Below are 20,416 nucleotides of genomic sequence, written 5' to 3' on the forward strand. Positions count from 1 at the left end.
GCGTTCCCCGCACACGCGGGGATGAACCGTGATCGTGCGGTTTGATCCCGACCGGCTGCACGCGTTCCCCGCACACGCGGGGATGAACCGGAGGGATACGGCCAGCTGCACAGGAGGATCGGTGCGTTCCCCGCACACGCGGGGATGAACCGCGCGGCTGCAGCGAGTGACCGCAGATGCGGACGCGTTCCCCGCACACGCGGGGATGAACCGGCCAGGCGTGCCGGGGCGATCACCGAGGAGCTGCGTTCCCCGCACACGCGGGGATGAACCGACAAGATGCGGCGCACCAGCGCCGCCCCGACCGCGTTCCCCGCACACGCGGGGATGAACCGAGTCCATCGCAGCTATCACGGATGACGCAGCCGCGTTCCCCGCACACGCGGGGATGAACCGGCTGTCAGTTGCTGCATTGATTTTCCTCACTTGCGTTCCCCGCACACGCGGGGATGAACCGCTGGCGCAGGGGGTCGGCAACGTCATGTGAAAGCGTTCCCCGCACACGCGGGGATGAACCGCCGGGGGGGGGCACCCACGAGCGCGAGCGGGTGCGTTCCCCGCACACGCGGGGATGAACCGGGCGCGGTCCAGATGGAAGAGCTTCGGCAACAGCGTTCCCCGCACACGCGGGGATGAACCGTGGGACTTCGCGCGCAGCCTGACCTATCGGATGCGTTCCCCGCACACGCGGGGATGAACCGTCATCGTCAGATTTGATCCCGACCGGCTGCACGCGTTCCCCGCACACGCGGGGATGAACCGCCCCCGATTGGTCATGAGTATTTTCAGGGCCTGCGTTCCCCGCACATGCGGGGATGAAACGAGAGGTTCTTGACTGGCGTAAATTCTGGCTTGAAGGCCGTTCTGGATTGCATTAAGCCTTAGATCAGGAATGGCCAGCTCAGCTCCACGGGCGGGTGCATTTATCATGTGTCTGCTCAATCCTGCTGGAATTAGCCCAGGTGGACGTGAGCCAGAGGGCCATTCCGTTCTTCTCTCCCAAAGCTTGCATTGCCCGAGGTTCGCCGCTGTGGGGTTCTGGTCTGTTGCTGTGACCGGAGCTGAGCGGTTGTTTCCGGCAAGTGCCGGGAGCCTTGCTGCGGGCTGAGGCTGGAAGCCAGGTTTTCCGGCTGCGCATCTGCCTGTTCCAGCGCCAAACTGCGCTCCTCAACAGGGGATGGGGCGTAATCCGGGCTCGACAGGGCGGGTGCGGCGCGGCAATGTCTGGCGCATGTGCCGGCGGGGTGATGCCTGATGCGGCGGTGATGACGTTGTTCCGGCGGAAAGTCCTGACTTGATTGCTCTGCGCCCAATCCTGAGTGTTCTCGGCTTTCTCTACGCCGCTCTTGCGACGGCCATGCTGGTGCCGGCCATGGTGGATGTGGCCAGCAAGAATGCCGACTGGCAGGCCTTCGTCTTCTCGGCCTTTCTGACCAGCCTTGCGGGTACCCTGCTGGCCCTTGCCATGCGCGGCACGCTGAGCCGGGGGCTGAACATGCGCCAGACCTTCGTGCTGACGGTGATGGCCTGGGTGACGCTGCCAGCCTTCGGCTCGCTGCCGTTCCTGTGGCTCGGCATCGGCTATGCCGATGCCATGTTCGAGGCTGTCTCCGGCTTCACCACCACGGGAGCCACCGTTCTGGAGGGGCTGGATTCCCTGCCGCCGGGGCTGCTCGTCTGGCGCTCCATGCTGCAGTGGATGGGCGGCGCCGGGATTGCCATCATGGCCGTGGTGCTGCTGCCTTTCCTGAGGGTTGGTGGCATGCAGCTGTTCCAGACGGAAGTGGCGGACCGCACCGAAAAGATCGTGGCGCGCTCCGTGCAGCATATCCGGCTGATCGCCGGCTGCTATCTGCTGCTCACCTTTGCCTGCGCGCTCGCCTATGCGGCGGCCGGCATGGAAGCCTTCGATGCGGTGAACCATGCCATGACCACGGTGGCCACCGGCGGCTTCTCAACTTACGATGCCTCCTTTGCCGCCTTTGCGGACATGCCGGCGGTGGTCTGGACCTCGATTGTCTTCATGATCCTTGGGGCGCTGCCTTTCGTGCTGATCGTCCAGGCGCTGCGCGGGCGGCCGCTGCAGCTCTGGAGCGATCCGCAGGTGCGTGCCTTCCTGCTGTTCATGGCCGTGGTGACGCTGGGCCTGACCGTGCATCTGGGCGGCACGCAGGATCTGGTTTTCCATGAGGCCCTCAGAAAAGCGGCCTTCACGGTGGTATCGATCACCTCCACCACCGGCTTTGTGCTGACCGATTATCAGGCCTGGGGCAGTGCGGTGGCCGGTCTCGTGCTGATGCTGTGCTTTGTCGGCGGCTGCACCGGCTCGACCTGCGGCAGCATCAAGTTCTTCCGCTATCAGGTGTTCTTCGGCACGGTGCGCTCGCATCTGCGCAAGATGGTGCGGCCCAACCGGGTGACGCCGGAGTATTTCGGCCGCACCCGGCTGACGCCCGAGCTCTCCTTCTCGGTGCTGTCCTTTCTCATCGTCTATATCGGCGCAGTCGGTGCGGTTACTCTGGCGCTGTCCGTGTTTGATCTGGGCGCCATGACATCCTTCTCCGCAGCGGCCAGTGCGATCGGCAACATTGGCCCGGGGCTTGGCCAGGTCGCTGGGCCGGCCGGCAGCTATGCGGCGGTGCCGGACGGGGCCAAATGGGTGCTGAGCGTTGCCATGCTGCTGGGACGTCTTGAGCTTCTCACCGTGCTGGTGCTGCTTGACCGCGATTTCTGGGCAAACTGAAAGGCTGGACGATGGACTTCGGCAAACCTCTCATCCGGGGGCGGCTGGTCAAGCGCTACAAGCGGTTTCTGGCGGATGTGGTGCTGGACAGCGGCGAGGAGATCACCGCCCACTGCGCCAATCCCGGCTCCATGCTCGGCCTCAATGCGCCGGGCTCGCTGGTCTATCTGTCGCGCTCGGACAATCCGGCCCGCAAGCTGGCATGGTCCTGGGAGATCATCGAGGCAGACGGCGCGCTTGTCGGCATCAGTACGGCCCATCCCAACAAACTGGTGGAGGAAGCGCTGCTGGCCGGGCTCATCCCGGAGCTTTCCGGCTTTGCCGGCCTGCGGCGGGAGGTCAGATACGGCAAGAACTCGCGGATCGACATCCTGCTGGAAGAGGTGGACGGCGGGCTCACCTATGTGGAGGTGAAGAACGTCCATCTCATGCGCCAGGCCGGGCTTGCCGAATTTCCCGATTCCGTGACGGCACGCGGAGCCAAGCATCTGGTGGAACTGGAGGATATGGTGCGCGCCGGGCACCGGGCGGTGATGGTCTATCTGGTGCAGCGGCCCGATTGCAGCGAACTGGATTTTGCCGCGGACATCGATCCGGCCTATGTGGCAGCACTCAGACAGGCCATGGCTGGCGGCGTCGAGGCCTATGCCATCGGCTGCGAGGTGACACCGGAGTTCATCCGCGCCACCCGCAAGGTTGCAATCCGCGCCTGAGCGGGTAAGCCGGTTGTGTCAGCTCGGCAGGGCTAAACCCTGCTGCGCGCCGCCGGCGACTGGGGCATTGGCAGGGGCCTGCAGCACAACGATCTTCGTGCCGTTGGGCACGCGGTTGTACAGGTCGATCACGTCCTGATTGATCATGCGCACGCAGCCGGAGGAAACGGCGGTGCCGATCGTCCAGTATTCTGCGGTGCCATGGATACGGTAGAGCGTGTCGCGGCCGCCTTCGAAGATATAGAGCGCGCGGGCGCCCAGCGGATTGGCGAGGCCCGGCTCCATGCCGTTCCGGTACTGCTCCAGTTCCGGCTGACGGGCGATCATTTCGGCCGGCGGCGTCCAGCGCGGCCATTCGCGCTTGTAGGCAATGCGGGCCGAGCCGCCCCAGGTGAAGCCGGCGCGGCCGATGCCCACGCCATACCGCATGGCCTGTCCGCCTTCCATGGTCAGATAGAGGTAGCGGTTGGGCGTGTCGACGATGATGGTGCCGGTCGGCTCTGGGCTCTGATAGGGCACGATCTGACGGAAATACTGCGGCTTGACGCGGCGCAGATCCGCAGCCGGGATCGGGAACTGCTCGTTCGGCATCGGGCCGTACATCTGCAGATATTCCGGCGGAATGTGGCTGTAGGAGGGAGCTGCGCCCTCATAGCCATCACGGGCGAAACCGGGCGAGGGGACCGGCTGGACGTAGCGGGAGTTACAACCAGCAAGAAGGGTTGCCGAGGCAGCAACCAGAAACCGGCGACGGGAAAGCAGCATTTAAGACCTCAATTCTGATCTGGAGCCGGCGGCATTGCGCTGCGCGGGCCAGGCTCCTGGCGACAAGCTCCCCGAATTAACTTTCCGGGGGCTTAATCCGTTCCATTTTCACGAAAAGTTTGATGAACGGGGTTTCGGGGGCGGGTCGTCCAGGCGGGCGGGAGCATCGCCATAAGGCTCCGGCGCTCCCAGCAGCAGGGGTCCGGCGGGCACGCTCACCCGCTGCGGCTGTTCCTGCAGGGGAAAGCCCATGATGCCGGTGCACAGCATGATCTTGCAGGGCGCACCCTGACCGGGCAGCACCGGCGCCCCCTCGTCCGGGGTGCCGGCCTTGGGGGCCATGCTGGCGATGACGCTGTAGGAGGCAGGCTGAAAGGTCTCAAGGCTCACCAGTCCCGCTCTGACAAATGCGGAATGGGCTTGCGCCGGGCGCATCACGGCAAGTGCCAGCACCAGCATCACAAGTGCCGGAGCGAGCGCCAGAATCGCCAGATTTCCTCTCAGGGCCGTCATCATGGTCCCCTCATTAAGGGGGAATGTGGCAGCGCGGGGGCGGGTCAGGCCAAATCGCCGTGACCAGCGGAGGAGGCGCAGCACGATCGCATCACTGTGGCAAAAAGGGCGCAGATACACTTGGGGCGCAGACACGTGCCTGCGCCCTCATGCTATAAGCGGGAGGTCAGCCGGCAGTCGTCTTGGCCAGCGGCGGCTGGAACTGCCAGCCCATGTCCCAAGGGAAATAGATCCAGGTGTCCTGCGACACTTCCGTCACGAAGGTGTCGACCAGCGGGCGGCCCATCGGCTTGGCATAGACGGTGGCAAAATGCGCCTTCGGCAGCATCTCCCGGACAACGCGTGCGGTCTTGCCGGTGTCGACCAGATCATCGATCACGAGCACGCCGCTGCCTTCGCCCTCATCAAGGCCGATGACGCGCGGGTCGATTGGCTTGATCACCTGCAGCGAGCCCTGATTTTCGTAGTCGTGATAGCTGGCGACACACACCGTCTCGATGGTGCGGATGCCGAGCTCACGGGCCACGATGGCGGCCGGCACAAGGCCGCCGCGGGTGATGCAGACAATCGCCTTCCATTCACCTTGACCGGACAGGCGCCAGGCGAGGGCGCGGGCGTCGCGGTGGAACTGGTCCCATGAGACGGGGAAGGCTTTCGGCTGGTCCGGGTTTTCCATGGAGGTCTTTTCCTGTTCAGGCATTGCTGAGGGCGGCAGCGACGGCAGCTTCCACGGCCTCGGTTGCGCGGTTCAAGGGGGCTTCATCACGGGCGCGGATCACGAGCTGGGTCGAGTAGCGGCCGTCCTGATTGCGGGGATAGGAGCCGATCACCGTCTCGGGATGGTCCTTCTGGATCTGGCGCAGGGCATCGGCAATGCGGCTTTCGGGCAGGGCGGCATCGACGCTGCGCGACAGGATCTTGCGGCCGGTGCGCAGGGTGGGTACCACCGCGTCCAGCATGGCCTGCATGATGTTGGGCACGCCGGCCATCACATGCACATTGCCGATGCGGAAGCCGGGAGCCTTGGACACCGGGTTTTCGATGAGGTCGGCGCCGGCCGGGATGCGGGCCATGCGCTTGCGGGCATCGGTGAACTGGCCAGGCGCGTAATGGGCTTCGAGAATGGCCATGGCGCGTGGATCGTAGTCAATGCTGACGCCGAAGGCCTTGGCGATGGAATCGGCCGTGATGTCATCATGGGTGGGGCCGATGCCGCCGGAGGTGAAGACGTAATCATAGCGGCTGCGCAGGGCATTGACTGCCTCGACGATACGGTCTTCTTCATCCGGCACGACGCGCACTTCACGCAGCTCGATGCCGGTCATGGTCAGCACATCCGCCACATGGCCGATGTTCTTGTCCTTGGTCCTCCCGGAGAGGATCTCGTCGCCAATGACGAGAAAGGCGGCGGTCACGATGTCACTGGGCTTGTCGCTCTGCATGGCCTGTTGCCTTTCCGGGCCTTTTACCTTCAGGGTTTGCCCGGCTGCTGGCAGCATGCATGCCGGGAAAAACGCTTTATCTCAGGTTTACGGCGCGCTCAAGCATGTGCAGGGGCGCCAGCCATAGATCCAGTCCATCCGCTGCAGCAGTGACTGCGGCGAGGACAGGCGCAGCACCGTGTCACGGGCCAGCGCTGCGGGCAGACCCAGATGATAGATGGTGGAGTTCGTGGCAGCCGTCTGCTGCACCTTGGCCGTGCGGGGCTGGCGCTCGCGCACATAGGCCTGAAGCGCGGCGGCGGGCTGATCCGGCCGCGCGGCCAGATGCTGCGCGAGAACGATGCCATCCTCGATGGCCATGGCCGCGCCCTGTGCCGCGAAGGGCAGCATGGCATGGCAGGCATCACCCAGCAGCGCGATGCGGCCTTTCTGCCAGATGCCGCCTGCATCGACGGCCCGCAGCGCCCAGCGGAGCCATTCATCCGGCAGCCGCAGCAGGTTCAGGGCCGGTTCAGGCCATCCGGCAAAGCGCTGCAGCAGGTTTTCCTTGCTGGCCGGTTCCGACCAGCCCGGTGCATCCCAGTCTTCTTCCACCAGCGCGACCAGATTGAACTCCCGCCCCTGCCGCAGCGGATAGTGAACAAGATGCGCCTTCCGGCCGAACCAGATGCCGGATCCGGCCAGAAACTGCGGCGGGATCAGGCTGGCCGGAACGGTTGCCCGGTAGGCGGTGCGGCCGGAGAAGACGGGAGCAGGGCCGTTGAGGATCGTCTGGCGTATTGCCGAGCGCACGCCATCGGCGCCGATCAGGGCGTGAGCTTCCAGCGTTTCGGGGGGAGTGACCCCTTGTGCCAGTGTCACCTGCAGCTTGCCGCCTTCCTCGGAGACCGAGGACACGCGGGTGCCCAGACGCAGGGAAACCGCCGGCATGGCATGGACCGCGTCCAGCAAAGCGTGCTGGATATCGGCGCGGTGGACCAGCAGATAGGGTGCGCCGTAGCGGTCAGCGGCGGTGGCACCAAGCGGCACATGGGCGAGAGTGCCGCCATGCCTTGCGCTGCGGATCGTCAGTTCCTGCGGTTCGAAGGCATGGCTGCGCACCGCATCCAGCACGCCGAGCGCTGCGAGCACATGCGTGGCATTGGAGGAAAGCTGGATGCCGGCGCCCACTTCCTCGAGCCAGGCGGCCTTCTCGGCCAGGATGACGGAAAAACCTCTTTGTGCCAGCGCGAGGGCGGCGGTCAGCCCGCCGATGCCCGCTCCGGCTATGATGACGGGATGCGTCATGGCCGCTCCTGTCCCGAAAGGGGACGCCGGATCAGCGGCGCCCGGCGGGCACCGCAGAAAGATACATCAGCCGGCCGGGAATCAGGCGGCTGCCGGAACCCAGACGCAATCCGCCGGATTGGCTTCGGCGGGCTTCAGGGCCGGGTTGAACTTGTAGAGCGTCGAGCAATAGGGGCAGACAATCTGGTCTTCATCGCCCATGTCGAGGAACACATGCGGGTGATCGAACGGCGGATTCGCGCCGATGCACATGAATTCATGCGCACCGATTTCAATGCTTTCGTGGCCGCTGCTGTTCTGGAAATGCGGTACTACGTGATCCGCCATGGCACCTGTCCAAGATTGCTGTCCGGGTCAAAAGATGCGCGAACATACCGCCCCCGCGCCGGAAAGTGTAGGGGGCTTGGCGGATTTCCCGTGCGCAGCGGCGGCCCGCAGGTTCCCTGTCCCTGCATAAGCCAGATCAGCCATTCCGGGGAACTTCCAAGCGGCGGATCTTGCGCCTAAGGTATCGGACAAATTGTCTCTGCCTTTAACGTAAACGTCAGGTCCCGCATGCCCGTCTTCAGATCCGATATCGCCGACATTGCCTACATCGATGAGGGGGAGGGGGAGCCGATCCTGCTGATCCACGGCTTTGCCTCGAACAAGTCCGTCAACTGGGTCAATCCGGGCTGGGTGGATCTTCTGGTCAAGGATGGCCGCCGGGTGATTGCCCTGGATAACCGGGGCCACGGCGAAAGCGGCAAGTTCTATGATCCGGCGGACTATGGCGCGCCGATGATGGCCGAGGATGCCCGGCGGCTGCTGGATCATCTCGGCCTCTCCAGTGTTGATGTGATGGGCTATTCCATGGGCGCCCGCATCACTGCCTTTCTGGCGCTCAATCATCCGGACCGGGTGCGCCGGGCAATCTTCGGCGGCTTGGGCTACGGCATGATCACCGGCATCGGTGATGGCGAGCCGATTGCCCGGGCGCTGGAAGCCGAAAGCCTGCAGGACATTCCCGATCGCACGGGCCGGGCCTTCCGCGCCTTTGCCGAACAGACCGGAGCCGACAAGCGGGCGCTGGCGGCCTGCATCCGCTCGTCCCGGCAGAAGATTTCCGAAGAGGATGTCGCCCGCATCGCCCGCCCGGTGCTGGTGGCCGTTGGCACGAAGGACGACATTGCCGGATCGCCGCAGGCGCTGGCGGACCTCATTCCGGGCGCAAGGGTGCTGGAGATCCCCAACCGCGATCACATGGTCGCCGTGGGCGACAAGGTCTACAAGCAGGGCGTCCTCGACTTCCTGGCGCAGACCGCATGAGCGCCCCCGCAGCCACCAGCTTTACCGGTGCCGAGGGCAACCGGCTTGCGGCTGACCGTTTCGGCAGCGGGACAGGCCAGCCGGTGCTGCTGCTGCATGGCGGCGGGCAGACGCGCCACGCCTGGGCGGGCGCGGGTGTCCGTCTCGCCAGGGCGGGCTTCACCGCCTACGCCATGGACCAGCGCGGCCATGGGGACAGCGAGTGGGTGGCCTCCGGCGCTTATGATTTTGCCGATTTCGGCAGGGACCTCTCCGCCGTGGCAGCACAGGTGGCGGAGCGCCATGGCCGCCGGCCGGTGCTGGTCGGTGCGTCGCTTGGCGGGCTGGCCGGACTGCTGTCTGAGGGCGCGCAGACGCCGGGGCGGCTCGAAGCCATGGTGCTGGTTGATATCACCCCGCGCGTCGATGCGGGCGGCGTTTCGCGCATTCTCGACTTCATGGCCGAGAAGGTGGACGAGGGCTTTGCCACGGTGGAGGATGCGGCGGATGCCATTGCCGCCTATCTGCCGCACCGGCCGCGCCCGCGCTCTCTGGACGGGCTTGCGAAGAACCTGCGCCTTCATCCCGATGGCCGCTACCGCTGGCACTGGGACCCGGCCTTCATCGCTGCACGCCATGCAGGGGGCGAAGATCTGCGGGCAAAGGTGGAAGCCGAACTCGTCGCCGCTGCCGCCCGCCTGACTCTGCCGGTGCTGCTGGTGCGCGGCGGCCAGTCGGAACTGGTCAGTCAGGAGCATCTCGACGAATTCCGCCAGCTCGTGCCCCATGCCCGGCTGGCCGATGTGGCCGGGGCCGGGCACATGGTGGCCGGAGACCGCAATGACGTCTTCACCGGCGCACTGCTGGCGTTTCTGCAGGATCTGGCGGTGGAGGCCAAAGCCTGAGTCGGATCAGGAGCTTGAGCCGTTTGGCTGAAGTTCTGATTCTGATTCAACTGGGGCCCGAAAGCTGAGTCGTTTCAGGCCTCTGGCCCGTGCGGTTGAGGCGCTGTTCACGCTCCCTTGAATTCTGGAGTCCGCTTTTCGAGGAAGGCGGTTCTTCCCTCTGCGAAATCCGCGCTGTCAAAGCAGGCGATGGCAGCGGCTTCCGCCTTGGCAAAGTCCGGTGCGGAGTGGCCTGCCGGGATGATGAGCGCCGCCTTGGTGGCGGCATGAGTCAGCGCTGCGTTTTGTGCAATCATGGCCGCCAGTTTCCGTGCCGCGGCCTCTAGTGCGCTGTCTTCCAGAAGCTGGTTGAGAAAACCCCAGTGCAGGGCCTCACCGGCTTCGATGCGCCGGGCGGTGAAGATCAGTTCCCTTGTCCGCGCCGGGCCGATGAGCGCGGCCACATCCATCAGCGCCGCCGGGGGATAGGCGATGCCGAGCCGGGCGGCGGGGATGCCGAAGCTGCTGCCGTGGCTGGCAAGGCGCAGGTCGCAACTGGCGGCAAGACCAAAGCCGCCGCCGAGGCAATGGCCGCGGATCATGGCAATCACCGGCTTGCGGCAGGCCTTCAGCGCCTCGAAGGCGGCGAGGTTGATGTCCTCATAGGCACGGGCGGCCTTCGCGTTCTTGCGGGTTTCCTCGAACTCGGAAATGTCCGCCCCGGCGCAGAAGGTTTCGCTGCCCGCACCGCGCAGGATGATGGCGCGCACATCGCGCTCGGCTTCAAGCGCAGACACGGCAGCGGGCAGGGTGCGCCACATCTCCAGCGTCATGGCGTTGCGGCGCTTTTCATTGGCGATCACCAGCCAGCCGGTGCTGCCTTCAATCCGGATCTCAAGTTCCGGCGGGGGAGTGTGCGATTGTCCCGTCACGTGATATCTTCCCTGTCTGGCGCCTTGATGGAATGGCGTCCGGTGATGAGTTCTTTCCCTTTTGGCCGGGCTTTGTTATGGCTCGCTCCGGCCTATATGAGGACGGCATGACAGGTCCGGCGCGGCAGAGGCTGCGCACAGGGCCTGCGACAGGAGACGCGCCATGGTGAACACCACTTTCAAGACGGCCAAGCCAACCGTGAGCTTGCATGATCCCGTATGGCATCAGCTTCGGGAAGAGGCCGAAAAGATGGTCATCGGCGAACCGGCCCTGTCGTCCTTCGTTTATGAGACCATTCTCAACCACGGGCGCCTTGAGGATGCCGTGATCCACCGGCTTGGCGACAGGCTGGGCCGGGACGTGGTGTCCGCCTCCCTCATCCGCCAGACCTATTCCGAAGCCCTCAGCGACGAGCCGGAACTGGGCGAGATCTTCCGCGTCGACATGATGGCCGTGTTCGACCGCGATCCGGCCTGCGAACGGCTGCTGGAGCCGCTGCTCTATTTCAAGGGCTTCCATGCGCTGCAGACGCACCGTCTTGCCAACTGGCTGTGGCGGCGCGGGCGCTCCGACTTTGCGCTGTATCTGCAGAGCCGCTCCTCCGAGATCTTCCAGGTGGATATCCATCCGGCGGTTCCTGTCGGCCGGGGCATCTTCATGGATCACGCCACGGGGCTTGTCGTTGGCTCCACGGCCGTCATCGAGGATGATGTCTCGATCCTGCAGGGCGTGACGCTGGGCGGCACCGGCAAGGAGCAGGGCGACCGGCATCCGAAGATCCGCAAGGGCGTGCTCATCGGCGCGGGCGCCAAGATCCTCGGCAATCTTGAAATTGGCCGCTGCTCGCGCATTGCCGCAGGCTCGGTTGTGCTTCAGGACGTGCCTTGCAACACCACCGTGGCCGGGGTTCCGGCGCGGGTCGTGGGGCAGGCGGGATGCGCAGAACCGGCCCGGTCCATGGACCAGCTGCTGGCGGATAAACAGCCTGAGGCGTGATCCCCCTGTGGGAAAGCCCATGATTCCGGGGAAAGGCGGTTCCGGCGGTTGGCTCACGGCGCTGTTCGTGTAGGTTCCGCACCCGTGAAATACGGGGACCCGAAAGGAGCGAAAGACGTGAAAGCCGACGAAATCAAGAAGCTGGAAGCCTATCTGCAGCGCAAGTTCAACCTGCCGTCCATGAAGGTGAAGGCCCGTCCGAAGAAGGACGATTCCGCCGAGGTTTACATCGGCGACGAGTTCATCGGCGTTGTCTTCCGTGATGACGAGGACGAAGATCTGAGCTGGAGCTTCCAGATGGCCATCCTGGAGATGGATCTCGAGGAAGACGGCGAGGATTGATCCGGCAAGCCGCCGCCGGAGCCATGAGCAAGCGGCACCGGCTGCCGGAACTGATCTGAAAGGGACGTGCCCTGCGCAAAGCTGCAAGGCGCGTCCCGTCTGTTTTCCGGTCTGGCGTAGACGTCTGGGAGCGTCCAGGTATCAGTGAGGCAGGAAACTCTCGAAAAGTGCGCCCATCTGCCGGTCCAGCCGGCCCCAGCTGCTGAGCAGCTTCATGTCGAAGCGGTAGCTGGCCACGAGATCCGGAGCGAGGCGCATGTCACGCAGGCAGCTTGCCGGTGCGTCTTTCGGCAGTCTGCAGCGGGCGGCAAATCCGGTTTCAAGCCCTGTGCCGTCATCCTCGTAGAACAGGACATCTTCGCTGGCGCCTGCCTTGCCGGACATGTCGAGCATGTAGAGCCCGCCTTGTCCCACCTGCGGCTTTCCGGCGGCAAGGCGCCGCAGCATGGTGTCCATCCGCTCCATGACCGTCTCGACCTTGCGGGACGCCATAAGTTCCACGGTGATTGGCATTTCCGCGGCGGTCCGGTTGCCCCTGTTCCCGCTGGTGCCTGCATAGCCGGTCATGGAGGGCCAGTTGACTTCCAGGGTCAGCCGCTCGTGGAACGAGCCTTCCTTGCGCTGCTCCGGCTTGGGCAGCATGTTCATGGGAACCGTTACCTTGCGGTCGCCAAGCCAGAGCGTGACAAGGCGGGCTTCGGCCGTGCGCAGCTCCGCCTGAGTGGCGGCCTGTTCAATCCAGCCGCCAATCATCTTTGCAATATAGGCAAGGGTCAGCAGCACCAGCAGCGTCAGAATCAGAGCGGAATGGAACGGCCGGTAACCTGTTGCCTTGGGTAGGGTGACCGGCATCATGGCCGCCACCTTTCGGCTCTGCGCGCAAAGCAGCCGTCAGCATTTCCGTGCCAAAGCAGGACAGATGTTCCAGAACGGTATGGGCAGACCTGTGATGGTTGCTGCATTCGCTTGGTTTCTGTTCCGTTCGTGACCGCCGGAAACCGGCATGCGGTTTGCACTTCCCCTCCTGTCTCCGTGAGGACAGACTCATGCCCCGATGGTTAACAAGAGGTTAATGCTGTGCTTCTTGAACTGCTGCTTGCCGTTTACATGGGCTGCGCCGGCTTCGTTGCAGCGGGCCTGGTTGGAAGCGCTTATCAACTTGTTACCGACTCGCCACCCAGTTTCCAGATCCCGGCGCACAGTATCGCAGGAATTCTGGGGGTTGTTCTGATCTGTGTCTTCGCCGGCCCCTTCATCATCATGCGCAATGCCATCCGTGGACGGCGGCTGGAAGGGCGCCCGGTCGGGTGGCTGGTTGCCTCCTCCACCATTGCAGGCATGTGGAGCCTGTGCTCTGGTGTCCTCTTAATGCATTTTGCGCTGGGGCTTGCCAACTCATGGTCGTGATCCCGGTGTGACAGACCGGGAGGAAAACATGACGCTCTACCGCCTTGGAGACCGGATGCCGGAACTTGCTGCCGGTGGAGCCTGCTGGGTGGCGCCAACGGCGGTGCTGATCGGGGCGGTGCGGCTGGAGGAGGGGGCGAGCGTCTGGTTCGGCGCCGTGCTGCGCGGTGACAATGAACTGATCCTCGTTGGCAAGAACAGCAATGTCCAGGACGGCTGCGTGCTGCACACGGACATGGGCTATCCTCTGACCATCGGCGAAGGCTGCACCATCGGCCACAAGGCCATCCTGCATGGCTGCACCATCGGCAGCAATTCGCTTATCGGCATGGGCGCGACGGTGCTGAACGGCGCGAAGATCGGCCGCAACTGCATCGTGGGCGCCAACGCGCTGATCCCCGAGGGCAAGGAAATCCCGGACAATTCGCTGGTGGTGGGCATGCCGGGCCGTGTTGCACGGACGCTGGATGCTGCGGCGGAAGAAGGCCTGCGCAAATCGGCCGCAGGCTACGTGCGCAACTGGCAGAGGTTCAAGGCCGGGCTGGCACCTCTTTGAACTCACGACTGAATGATGATGGTCCGCCGGAATACGCCTGAAAAGGCGGGAGCCGGTCTCGCGGGGGCGGACCGGCTCCCTGAACCCGGCCGTGGTTGGGATGGGGAGGGTGGGGACGCGGCCGGGCTGTTCTGTCGGGCTCCGGGACGTCCCGGAACGCTTCCGTATGCGGGTCTCAGTTTCCGATGCTGGCCACGGTGGTGACGCGGGTATCGGAAATGCTGGTCCAGGCGGCTGCCGATGTCGTGGCCTGCCGCTTCACGTAACGGTAGGGCGTCGAGTACCAGGGCAGCACGGCCTCGATCTGGTTGTCGAGGATCAGGTCGCCCTGATCCGTGCGGACGGTGAGGACCGCATGGCCTTCGTTGTTGATGTCCTTCACCACCGTGATCAGCAGCGCGCTTGCGGGCCAGCCGGCCTTTAGCAGACGGCGCTGCTTTTCGATCACATATTCCTCGCAGTCGCCAATGCCATTGTCTGGAAAGGTCCAGTATTCTGGCACGCCGAACTGTTCCATGTCCGTCACGGGACGGATTTCCCGGTTGACGGTGGCATTGACCGAAAGCAGTTCCTCGAAGCGCTCTTCCGAGAGCTTCACGACAACCGGCTTGCTGGTGCGGGCCGCGCAGGCCGCCGGATGTTCCTTGCAGAAGACGAGATGTCCCTGCGGCGCTGCCGCAGCTCCGGCCATGGCCATATAGCGGCCGGGATTGGCGCTTGCTGCTGTGGCATACATGGCTGCCGCAAAGGCAGCGCATGCGATGATTGGCTTCCAGATCTTTATCTTCATGTCGTCGCCCTCCCCAAGGCTGACGACACCATTTCATCTGCAATTTTATTTGCGTCTAAGTCGAGTGATTGCTTTTTCCATGATGTTTATCTGAATTTGAATTGAGTTTTTTATTTATTTTATTTGATTTTGATCTGAGTTTTATATTGATTTGAATAAAATTTTATATATCTTATTCAAGTTGCTGATTTAAAAGATAAATTTTCAGAAATCGGATGGCTGCGGCGGAGGGCCTGTTCTCCTCAAGCCCATCAAAAAGCCGTTTCAGCCTCGCGTGGGCGAGGAAAGAAAGCTGAAACCATACGGGAATTTTCTGTGTTGCCGGCCGTATTGGCCCTGCCGGAGCCCCTCCCCGGGAGGCGGCCTCACTCCGCGGCAAGGCGGAGGCATGAGCCTTGAGAGGAAGGATTGGTTGCCTTCCGCACAAAAAAATCCCGGCTTTGGGCCGGGATTTCTTTGCGGTGTCATTCTGAAAGGCAATGCCGGTTTCCGGTGACTTCACCGGAAGGGCGATAGGGGCCACGCAGGCGTTATGCCGGCGGCGTGCTGCCGTCCTCCGGATCATCCGGTCTCATATGCTGTTCGAGCAGGGCCTGATTCTGGATCACGGCGAATTCGACCGCAATGCCACCTTCCAACTGACGCACGACGCGTGCCCGCATCCGGCCGAGGGCGATCTCGGTGCCGATCGGCGGACGTGCCGGGCAGGAGAGCGCAGCGCCGGACAGTGATACGTCGATGATGCGGCAGGTATAGGCGCTGCCATCGGGCAGAACGATACGGGTGACCGGGTTCTTCGGCACGAAACGCTCGTGGCGCCGGTCTTCCGGCAGGTTCAGCTCGTTGCGGTTGGCCAGCCAGGTCAGCACGCTGGCGATCTTGTCACGCTTGCGCGGCGTGTTGGCCAGCGCCACGGCAAAGCCGCCGTCGATCTCGCGTATGATCGTCCCCTCCACCCGGCCGATATGGTCCAGATAGGCCACCACCTTTTCGCCCACACGTCCTGCCACAGGGGCAATGAGTGCCATGCCGCCGGGCGACATGTTGACGACCTGACAGGGATATTCCTGCCGGTTTTCCAGCATGAAGCGGCCGAGGACGTTCACCTTCACGCGCTGGTGACGGCGCCGGTCCGTGCCCTTGGCGGGCAGACCGGGCGCGGGCCTGGCAGCTTCTGCTGCTGTCATGGATCTTGTTTCCCTATCTTATACGGGATGACTCTTGTTCTCCACGGACACGATAGGCGGGGACTATTAACATTGCGTAAGATCAGCCCATGACTTTTCAGATCTTGCCGCCGTCATAGACAGTCAGATGCCCGACGCGTCTCGTCCCTTCCATCGACGGGGCGGCAAGATGGGCCTGTCCGCCATTGATGATCTGCGGAACAGCCGTGCGGCGCGGGGCAGGGGTGCCTGTCAGGAAGGACGGGCGCTCATCAGGCCAGATCAGCCGCAGGCTGGAGATGGACTGGTTCAAAATGGGATGCAGGCCCAGCCAGTAGGGGCGCTCGAAGCTGGCGCTGGCGCCAAGGATGCGGCTGCGGCCTTCGCCCGGCATATGCAGGGGGAGAAGCAGCATCTCCATCTTCAGAACCTGATTGCGCTCGGTGTGCCCGTCAACGCCGATAACCGCCGCCGCAGCATCTTCAGTGATTGCGGCCATGACGGAGGCGAGGGCTTCCCGGTCCTCATTTCCCCAGCCACGCAGGAAATTGCGGCCTTTCAGCTCGCGGCAATGGGTGGAGCAAAGACGGGTTCCTGCGAGGCGGTAGCGGTAGGTGTCCTGATCGACAGCTTCCAGAATGAAGGTGTCGCCGAGCAGGCCGCGAATCCGGCCCGGGTCGATCTCCGACCGGTTCGGGGCGGTGCGGGTGCCGCGCAGTTCGTCCCAATACTGATAAAGGGTACGGTTCATACCATGCTTCATTTTGACCGGTCCTTCTGCCACTTGTGCGCCGCTGCGGCATGCGTGTCCTTATCTGGGACAGTTCTCCGCGCCTGCGCTGGTTCTGCCGGTTACAGAGCATTTACTATGCCAAATGCGCCGGTGGGGGGGGAAATCACCGGCTTTCCTAAAGTTTGAACGGATTTTTAAGGTTACTCCAAGCTTGCGCTTGCTCGGGAAATTGCTTTGGCACAGGCTGATTGCAGCCAGGTGCAAGAGATCCGGACGGCCGGACCGGTCACACTGCGGCGCATTTATCCGGGCCTTGCGGCAGGTGCGGGGTCCGGAACAGGTCATGAGGCGCCCGTTGCCGGCAAGGCGGCGGGCGCCTTGTCTTTGTCTTGTCTTTCCGGGGCAGATCCTTAAGTGTCTGGACATGAACCGGGCATCCTCAATGTCCGCAAGTGAAACAGATGTCAGGATTGAACCGGTCAAAATGAACCAGCCCCAGCCGATCGGCCCGTCCAGTGGCCTGCCGCCGCAAGGCCCGCTCCCGCCAAGCCAGAAGGCCTTCAACATTCCTGCCGTGGTGGCCATTCTGGCCGGTCTCATGCTGGTGGTCCACCTGATCCGCACGGAGTTTCTGAGCGCGGATGCCAATTACGAGATTCTGGTGCTGTTCGGCTTCTGGCCTGCCCGTTACAGCGCGGAGCTTTTCGGCGCCGGGCTCGTTCCGGGCGGATATGCGGCGGACGTCTGGTCGTTTCTGACCTATGCCTTCCTTCATGGCAGCTGGGCGCATGTGGGCATGAACATGGCCTGGATGATTGCCTTTGCACCGCCTTTGGCGGTCCGCCTAGGCACCGTCCGTTTTCTCGCCCTGAGCGCGGTGGCGGCCATTGCCGGCGTTCTGGTGCATCTGGCGCTGCATTTCGGCGAGGCTGTGCCGGTGATTGGGGCTTCTGCCGCCGTGTCCGGGCAGATGGCGGCGGTGTTCCGTTTCGCCTTCCAGCCGGGCGGGCCGATGGCCGGTGGCAACCGCAATGATCCGCGGGCCTATGAGCTGCCGGTTGCGCCCTTGCGCGACGCCCTGTTGAATGCCCGCGTCCGCAATCTCCTGATCCTGTGGTTCGGCATCAATCTGCTGTTCGGCGTGGCGGGCGGGGAACTTCTCGGTGCCTCCGGGGATATCGCCTGGGAAGCGCATGTGGGCGGCTTTCTGGCCGGGTTTCTCCTGTTTCCCTATTTCGACCCTGTCCGGCGGTTTCGATAATGTGACGTAAAGTGAAGCTCTCCGCCCAATGCAGGATTTGCATCCGCTGCGCTTTTGAGGGCATGATGAACGTCAGGTTACCGCCGGGAGGAGATGGGAGGTAGCCGGTGCCACGTCAGCTATCGGGAGAGCAGCATGACAGTAGCTTCGATTCTCAATACCAAAGGCCGTGACGTGATCACGGCGAGTTCGTCGGCCACGGCCGGCGACATCTGCAAGCTTCTTGCAGAAAAGCGGATTGGCGCGGTGGTGATCACTGATGCGAAGCGGCACATCGAAGGCATCGTTTCGGAACGTGATATCGTGCGTGTCATCGGGGCGGAGGGGCCGGAAGCCCTGAACAAGCCGGTGACGGCCATCATGACCCGCACCGTGATCAGCGCATCTGAAGGCGATACGCTCAACAGCATCATGTCCCGGATGACATCCGGCCGCTTCCGCCACATGCCTGTGGTGTCCGGCGGCAAACTGACCGGCCTCATCTCCATCGGCGACGTGGTCAAGCACCGCATCGCACAGGTGGAAGAGGAAGCCGAGCAGATGCGCAATTACATCGCCATGGCGTAAAGGCCTTGCGTGGCCCCGGCAGGCGTGCCGGGGCTGCGAGTGCCAGCAGGATGTTTATCCGCCTGCAGGAAACAGGCGCGGATACTCGATCTTGGGGCAGCGGTTCATGATCACTGTCAACCCGGCAGCCTCCGCCTTGGCGGCCGCTTCCGCGTGCTCGACGCCGATCTGCATCCAGATCACCTTCGGACGGCTGGCCAGCGCCAGTGCCTCGGTGACGATGCCAGGCACCGCATCGGACGCGCGGAAAATATCCACCATGTCCACCGGCACGGGAATGTCCGTCAGGCTGGCATAGACCGTACGGCCCAGCAGCTCCTTGCCGGCAAGTCCCGGATTGACCGGATAGACCTCGTAACCCTGATCAATCAGGAATTCCATAACGTGGTGCACCGGCCGGTCCGCATTGGCGCTGGCGCCGATGATGGCGATGGTCTTCGTCTCTTCAAGGATCCGCCGGATCAGGCTGTCGGGATAGGCGGGCGTCATGGTCATTCTCCGGTCCATTCGGGTTTGCGCTTCTGCAGGAAGGCGTTGATGCCTTCTTCCGCGTCGCGGGCCATCATGTTCTCCACCATCACCGACGCGGCATAGTCATAGGCCTCGCCCAGCGGCATTTCGAGCTGGCGGTAGAAGGCCTCCTTGCCAATCTTCAGCGTCAGCGGCGGCTTGGAGGCGATGACCTCGGCATATTTCTGCACGACCTGTTCCAGATAGTCGCCCGGAACTATGCGGTTAATGAGGCCAAAGGACTTGGCGGTGGAGGCATCGATGCTTTCCCCCGTCAGCAGCATCTCCATGGCCTGCTTCGGGCTGGCATTGCGGCTCACCGCCACCATGGGGGTGGAGCAGAACAGGCCGATGTTGACGCCCGGCGTGCAGAAGGTGGCCGTGTCCGTGGCCATCGCCAGATCGCAGGAGGCGACAAGCTGGCAGCCGGCCGCCGTTGCAACGCCCGTCACCACCGCAATCACCGGCTTGGGCAGGCGCACGATCTGCTGCATCAGGTCCGAACACTGGCGCATGATGGCTTCATATGTGGCCCGGCCGCCGTCTGCCTCGGCGCGGGCTGCCGTCAGCTCCTTCAGGTCATGCCCGGCGCAGAACACCTTGCCCTCGGCGCCTAGCAGGATGACCCGCACCGCCGGGTCATTTGCCGCCAGCTCCAGCTCGGAGGACAGCGCGGTCATCATCGCCCGCGACAGGGCATTCATCCTTTCGGGCTGCTGCAGCACGAGGCGCAGCACGCCATTGTGCAACAGCTTGCCGATCAGCGGGCGGGTTTCGGCTGCGGCGGTGTCTTCTGTCTTCTGCATTCTGCTTTCCCGGCATGGTCACGATGTGGCCGGAGCATACAGCAGCCGGGCCAGCGGGGAAGCAGGCAAAAGGGGCACATCTCTGGTGCTGCCTCCGTCATTTGGCCGATGCCCCTCCTGGTTGGCAAGGGCCGTGTTTCCGGCAAGAGTGGTCCAGGAACGAGAAGGGGGACGCGATGCTGCCGGTGATGAGCGTGGACGAGGTGGAGGCGTTTCTGCGGGCCGAGTTTCCGCAGATCTATCTGGACGGGCCGCTCACCCGGGTGGAGGAGATCGCGCCGGGGCTCGCCACCCTGCGCTTCACCGCCAGCGAGCGGCACCTGCGGCCCGGCGGCACAGTGTCCGGCCCTTCGATGATGGCGCTGGCTGATCTTGCCGCCTATGTGGTGATCCTCGCCCATGTCGGCCCGGTGGCGCTGGCGGTGACAACGAATCTCAACATCAACTTCCTGCGCAAGCCCGCGCCGGGCGATCTCATCGCCACCTGCCGGATTCTCAAGCTCGGCCAGCGGCTCGCCGTGGTGGATTGCGCCATCTGCGGGGACGGGGAGGGCGAAATGGCCGCTCACGCCACCGCCACCTACTCGATTCCGCCGCGCCGGCAGGGCTGAAACGGCAAGATTTATGCGGTATTTAGTTACCGTTTTTGCAAGTCATTGATTTATAAATCTAATTTGAGGCATGGTGCAAATGTTTCGCCTTGACGGTTTGCTGG

General features: G+C 63.6%; 24 protein-coding genes and 1 CRISPR repeat array. Of the genes, 11 read left to right on the plus strand and 13 right to left on the minus strand.

Annotation, left to right across the window (positions count from 1 at the left end):
* A CRISPR array of direct repeats spans window positions 1-823; the repeat unit is 29 nt; unit sequence GCGTTCCCCGCACACGCGGGGATGAACCG.
* A gap of 471 nt (window positions 824-1,294) precedes the next feature.
* Both ASC48_RS16920 and sfsA read left to right on the plus strand, forming a co-directional pair.
* Window positions 1,295-2,743, plus strand: coding sequence for a TrkH family potassium uptake protein (locus ASC48_RS16920; protein ID WP_244270096.1), 1,449 nt, complete (start codon window positions 1,295-1,297; stop codon window positions 2,741-2,743).
* An 11-nt stretch (window positions 2,744-2,754) separates the two neighbouring features.
* Window positions 2,755-3,456: a DNA/RNA nuclease SfsA gene (gene sfsA, locus ASC48_RS16925; RefSeq protein ID WP_055456880.1), complete on the plus strand. Its 702-nt coding sequence runs from the start codon at window positions 2,755-2,757 to the stop codon at window positions 3,454-3,456.
* A gap of 18 nt (window positions 3,457-3,474) precedes the next feature.
* Here sfsA and ASC48_RS16930 read toward each other — a convergent pair whose 3' ends face one another.
* From ASC48_RS16930 to ASC48_RS16955, 6 genes are all read right to left on the minus strand, one after another.
* On the minus strand, window positions 3,475-4,221 hold the full coding sequence (locus tag ASC48_RS16930) for a L,D-transpeptidase (RefSeq protein WP_055456881.1): 747 nt from the start codon (window positions 4,219-4,221) through the stop codon (window positions 3,475-3,477).
* A gap of 108 nt (window positions 4,222-4,329) precedes the next feature.
* On the minus strand, window positions 4,330-4,734 hold the full coding sequence (locus ASC48_RS16935; RefSeq protein ID WP_141659001.1) for a hypothetical protein: 405 nt from the start codon (window positions 4,732-4,734) through the stop codon (window positions 4,330-4,332).
* A gap of 166 nt (window positions 4,735-4,900) precedes the next feature.
* Complete coding sequence (gpt, locus tag ASC48_RS16940) at window positions 4,901-5,410, minus strand: xanthine phosphoribosyltransferase (RefSeq protein WP_019966479.1); 510 nt, start codon at window positions 5,408-5,410, stop codon at window positions 4,901-4,903.
* Between the two features lie 16 nt (window positions 5,411-5,426).
* Window positions 5,427-6,176 (minus strand): competence/damage-inducible protein A, encoded by a 750-nt coding sequence (locus ASC48_RS16945; protein ID WP_055456919.1) that lies wholly within the window; start codon window positions 6,174-6,176, stop codon window positions 5,427-5,429.
* 87 nt (window positions 6,177-6,263) lie between these two features.
* Window positions 6,264-7,463, minus strand: a complete 1,200-nt coding sequence (locus ASC48_RS16950) for an FAD-dependent monooxygenase (RefSeq protein ID WP_055456883.1) — start codon at window positions 7,461-7,463, stop codon at window positions 6,264-6,266.
* An 81-nt stretch (window positions 7,464-7,544) separates the two neighbouring features.
* Complete coding sequence (locus ASC48_RS16955; RefSeq protein ID WP_055456884.1) at window positions 7,545-7,790, minus strand: zinc-finger domain-containing protein; 246 nt, start codon at window positions 7,788-7,790, stop codon at window positions 7,545-7,547.
* A 228-nt stretch (window positions 7,791-8,018) separates the two neighbouring features.
* Here ASC48_RS16955 and ASC48_RS16960 point away from each other — a divergent pair, with 228 nt between their 5' ends.
* The gene (locus tag ASC48_RS16960) at window positions 8,019-8,771 is read left to right on the plus strand and encodes an alpha/beta fold hydrolase (protein WP_055456885.1); all 753 of its coding nucleotides are present in this window, start codon (window positions 8,019-8,021) and stop codon (window positions 8,769-8,771) included.
* A complete protein-coding gene (locus ASC48_RS16965; protein WP_055456886.1) occupies window positions 8,768-9,655 on the plus strand; it encodes an alpha/beta fold hydrolase in 888 nt (295 codons plus the stop codon). The genes ASC48_RS16960 and ASC48_RS16965 overlap by 4 nt, the downstream gene beginning before the upstream one ends.
* A gap of 107 nt (window positions 9,656-9,762) precedes the next feature.
* On the opposite strand, the gene ASC48_RS16970 is transcribed toward ASC48_RS16965, so the two are convergent.
* Window positions 9,763-10,566, minus strand: a complete 804-nt coding sequence (locus ASC48_RS16970) for an enoyl-CoA hydratase (RefSeq protein WP_072242690.1) — start codon at window positions 10,564-10,566, stop codon at window positions 9,763-9,765.
* A 163-nt stretch (window positions 10,567-10,729) separates the two neighbouring features.
* Between ASC48_RS16970 and cysE the strand changes: the two genes are divergently transcribed.
* Both cysE and ASC48_RS16980 read left to right on the plus strand, forming a co-directional pair.
* Window positions 10,730-11,563: a serine O-acetyltransferase gene (cysE, locus tag ASC48_RS16975; protein WP_055456887.1), complete on the plus strand. Its 834-nt coding sequence runs from the start codon at window positions 10,730-10,732 to the stop codon at window positions 11,561-11,563.
* A 117-nt stretch (window positions 11,564-11,680) separates the two neighbouring features.
* A complete protein-coding gene (locus ASC48_RS16980) occupies window positions 11,681-11,905 on the plus strand; it encodes a DUF3126 family protein (protein WP_055456888.1) in 225 nt (74 codons plus the stop codon).
* A gap of 141 nt (window positions 11,906-12,046) precedes the next feature.
* Here the strand turns inward: ASC48_RS16980 and ASC48_RS16985 are convergent, their stop codons facing one another.
* Window positions 12,047-12,760 (minus strand): hypothetical protein, encoded by a 714-nt coding sequence (locus ASC48_RS16985; RefSeq protein WP_055456889.1) that lies wholly within the window; start codon window positions 12,758-12,760, stop codon window positions 12,047-12,049.
* A 222-nt stretch (window positions 12,761-12,982) separates the two neighbouring features.
* Here ASC48_RS16985 and ASC48_RS16990 point away from each other — a divergent pair, with 222 nt between their 5' ends.
* Both ASC48_RS16990 and ASC48_RS16995 read left to right on the plus strand, forming a co-directional pair.
* Window positions 12,983-13,312: a DUF6949 family protein gene (locus tag ASC48_RS16990; RefSeq protein WP_082440174.1), complete on the plus strand. Its 330-nt coding sequence runs from the start codon at window positions 12,983-12,985 to the stop codon at window positions 13,310-13,312.
* Window positions 13,313-13,340: 28 nt separating this feature from the next.
* The gene (locus ASC48_RS16995; RefSeq protein ID WP_055456890.1) at window positions 13,341-13,868 is read left to right on the plus strand and encodes a gamma carbonic anhydrase family protein; all 528 of its coding nucleotides are present in this window, start codon (window positions 13,341-13,343) and stop codon (window positions 13,866-13,868) included.
* Between the two features lie 175 nt (window positions 13,869-14,043).
* On the opposite strand, the gene ASC48_RS17000 is transcribed toward ASC48_RS16995, so the two are convergent.
* From ASC48_RS17000 to ASC48_RS17010, 3 genes are all read right to left on the minus strand, one after another.
* Window positions 14,044-14,658, minus strand: a complete 615-nt coding sequence (locus tag ASC48_RS17000) for a transglutaminase-like cysteine peptidase (protein ID WP_055456891.1) — start codon at window positions 14,656-14,658, stop codon at window positions 14,044-14,046.
* A 530-nt stretch (window positions 14,659-15,188) separates the two neighbouring features.
* Window positions 15,189-15,845 carry a PilZ domain-containing protein gene (locus tag ASC48_RS17005; RefSeq protein WP_055456892.1) on the minus strand — a complete coding sequence of 219 codons (657 nt, stop codon included), beginning with the start codon at window positions 15,843-15,845 and terminating at the stop codon, window positions 15,189-15,191.
* 97 nt (window positions 15,846-15,942) lie between these two features.
* A complete protein-coding gene (locus ASC48_RS17010) occupies window positions 15,943-16,575 on the minus strand; it encodes a PAS domain-containing protein (RefSeq protein ID WP_208975792.1) in 633 nt (210 codons plus the stop codon).
* A gap of 466 nt (window positions 16,576-17,041) precedes the next feature.
* Between ASC48_RS17010 and ASC48_RS17015 the strand changes: the two genes are divergently transcribed.
* Together ASC48_RS17015 and ASC48_RS17020 are read left to right on the plus strand one after the other, a co-directional pair.
* On the plus strand, window positions 17,042-17,818 hold the full coding sequence (locus ASC48_RS17015; RefSeq protein WP_208975793.1) for a rhomboid family intramembrane serine protease: 777 nt from the start codon (window positions 17,042-17,044) through the stop codon (window positions 17,816-17,818).
* Window positions 17,819-17,953: 135 nt separating this feature from the next.
* Entirely contained in the window at window positions 17,954-18,385 is a 432-nt protein-coding gene (locus tag ASC48_RS17020) for a CBS domain-containing protein (protein ID WP_055456895.1), read from the plus strand.
* A 54-nt stretch (window positions 18,386-18,439) separates the two neighbouring features.
* Here the strand turns inward: ASC48_RS17020 and ASC48_RS17025 are convergent, their stop codons facing one another.
* Window positions 18,440-18,880, minus strand: coding sequence for a CoA-binding protein (locus ASC48_RS17025; RefSeq protein ID WP_055456896.1), 441 nt, complete (start codon window positions 18,878-18,880; stop codon window positions 18,440-18,442).
* A complete protein-coding gene (locus ASC48_RS17030) occupies window positions 18,877-19,701 on the minus strand; it encodes an enoyl-CoA hydratase (RefSeq protein WP_055456897.1) in 825 nt (274 codons plus the stop codon). The genes ASC48_RS17025 and ASC48_RS17030 overlap by 4 nt, the downstream gene beginning before the upstream one ends.
* 176 nt (window positions 19,702-19,877) lie before the next feature.
* On the opposite strand from ASC48_RS17030, the gene ASC48_RS17035 reads away from it, so the two are divergent.
* Window positions 19,878-20,312 (plus strand): PaaI family thioesterase, encoded by a 435-nt coding sequence (locus tag ASC48_RS17035; RefSeq protein WP_055456898.1) that lies wholly within the window; start codon window positions 19,878-19,880, stop codon window positions 20,310-20,312.
* Window positions 20,313-20,416 lie beyond the last annotated feature (104 nt).

The organism is Pannonibacter indicus (assembly GCF_001418225.1).
Classification (GTDB): Bacteria; Pseudomonadota; Alphaproteobacteria; order Rhizobiales; family Stappiaceae; genus Pannonibacter; species Pannonibacter indicus.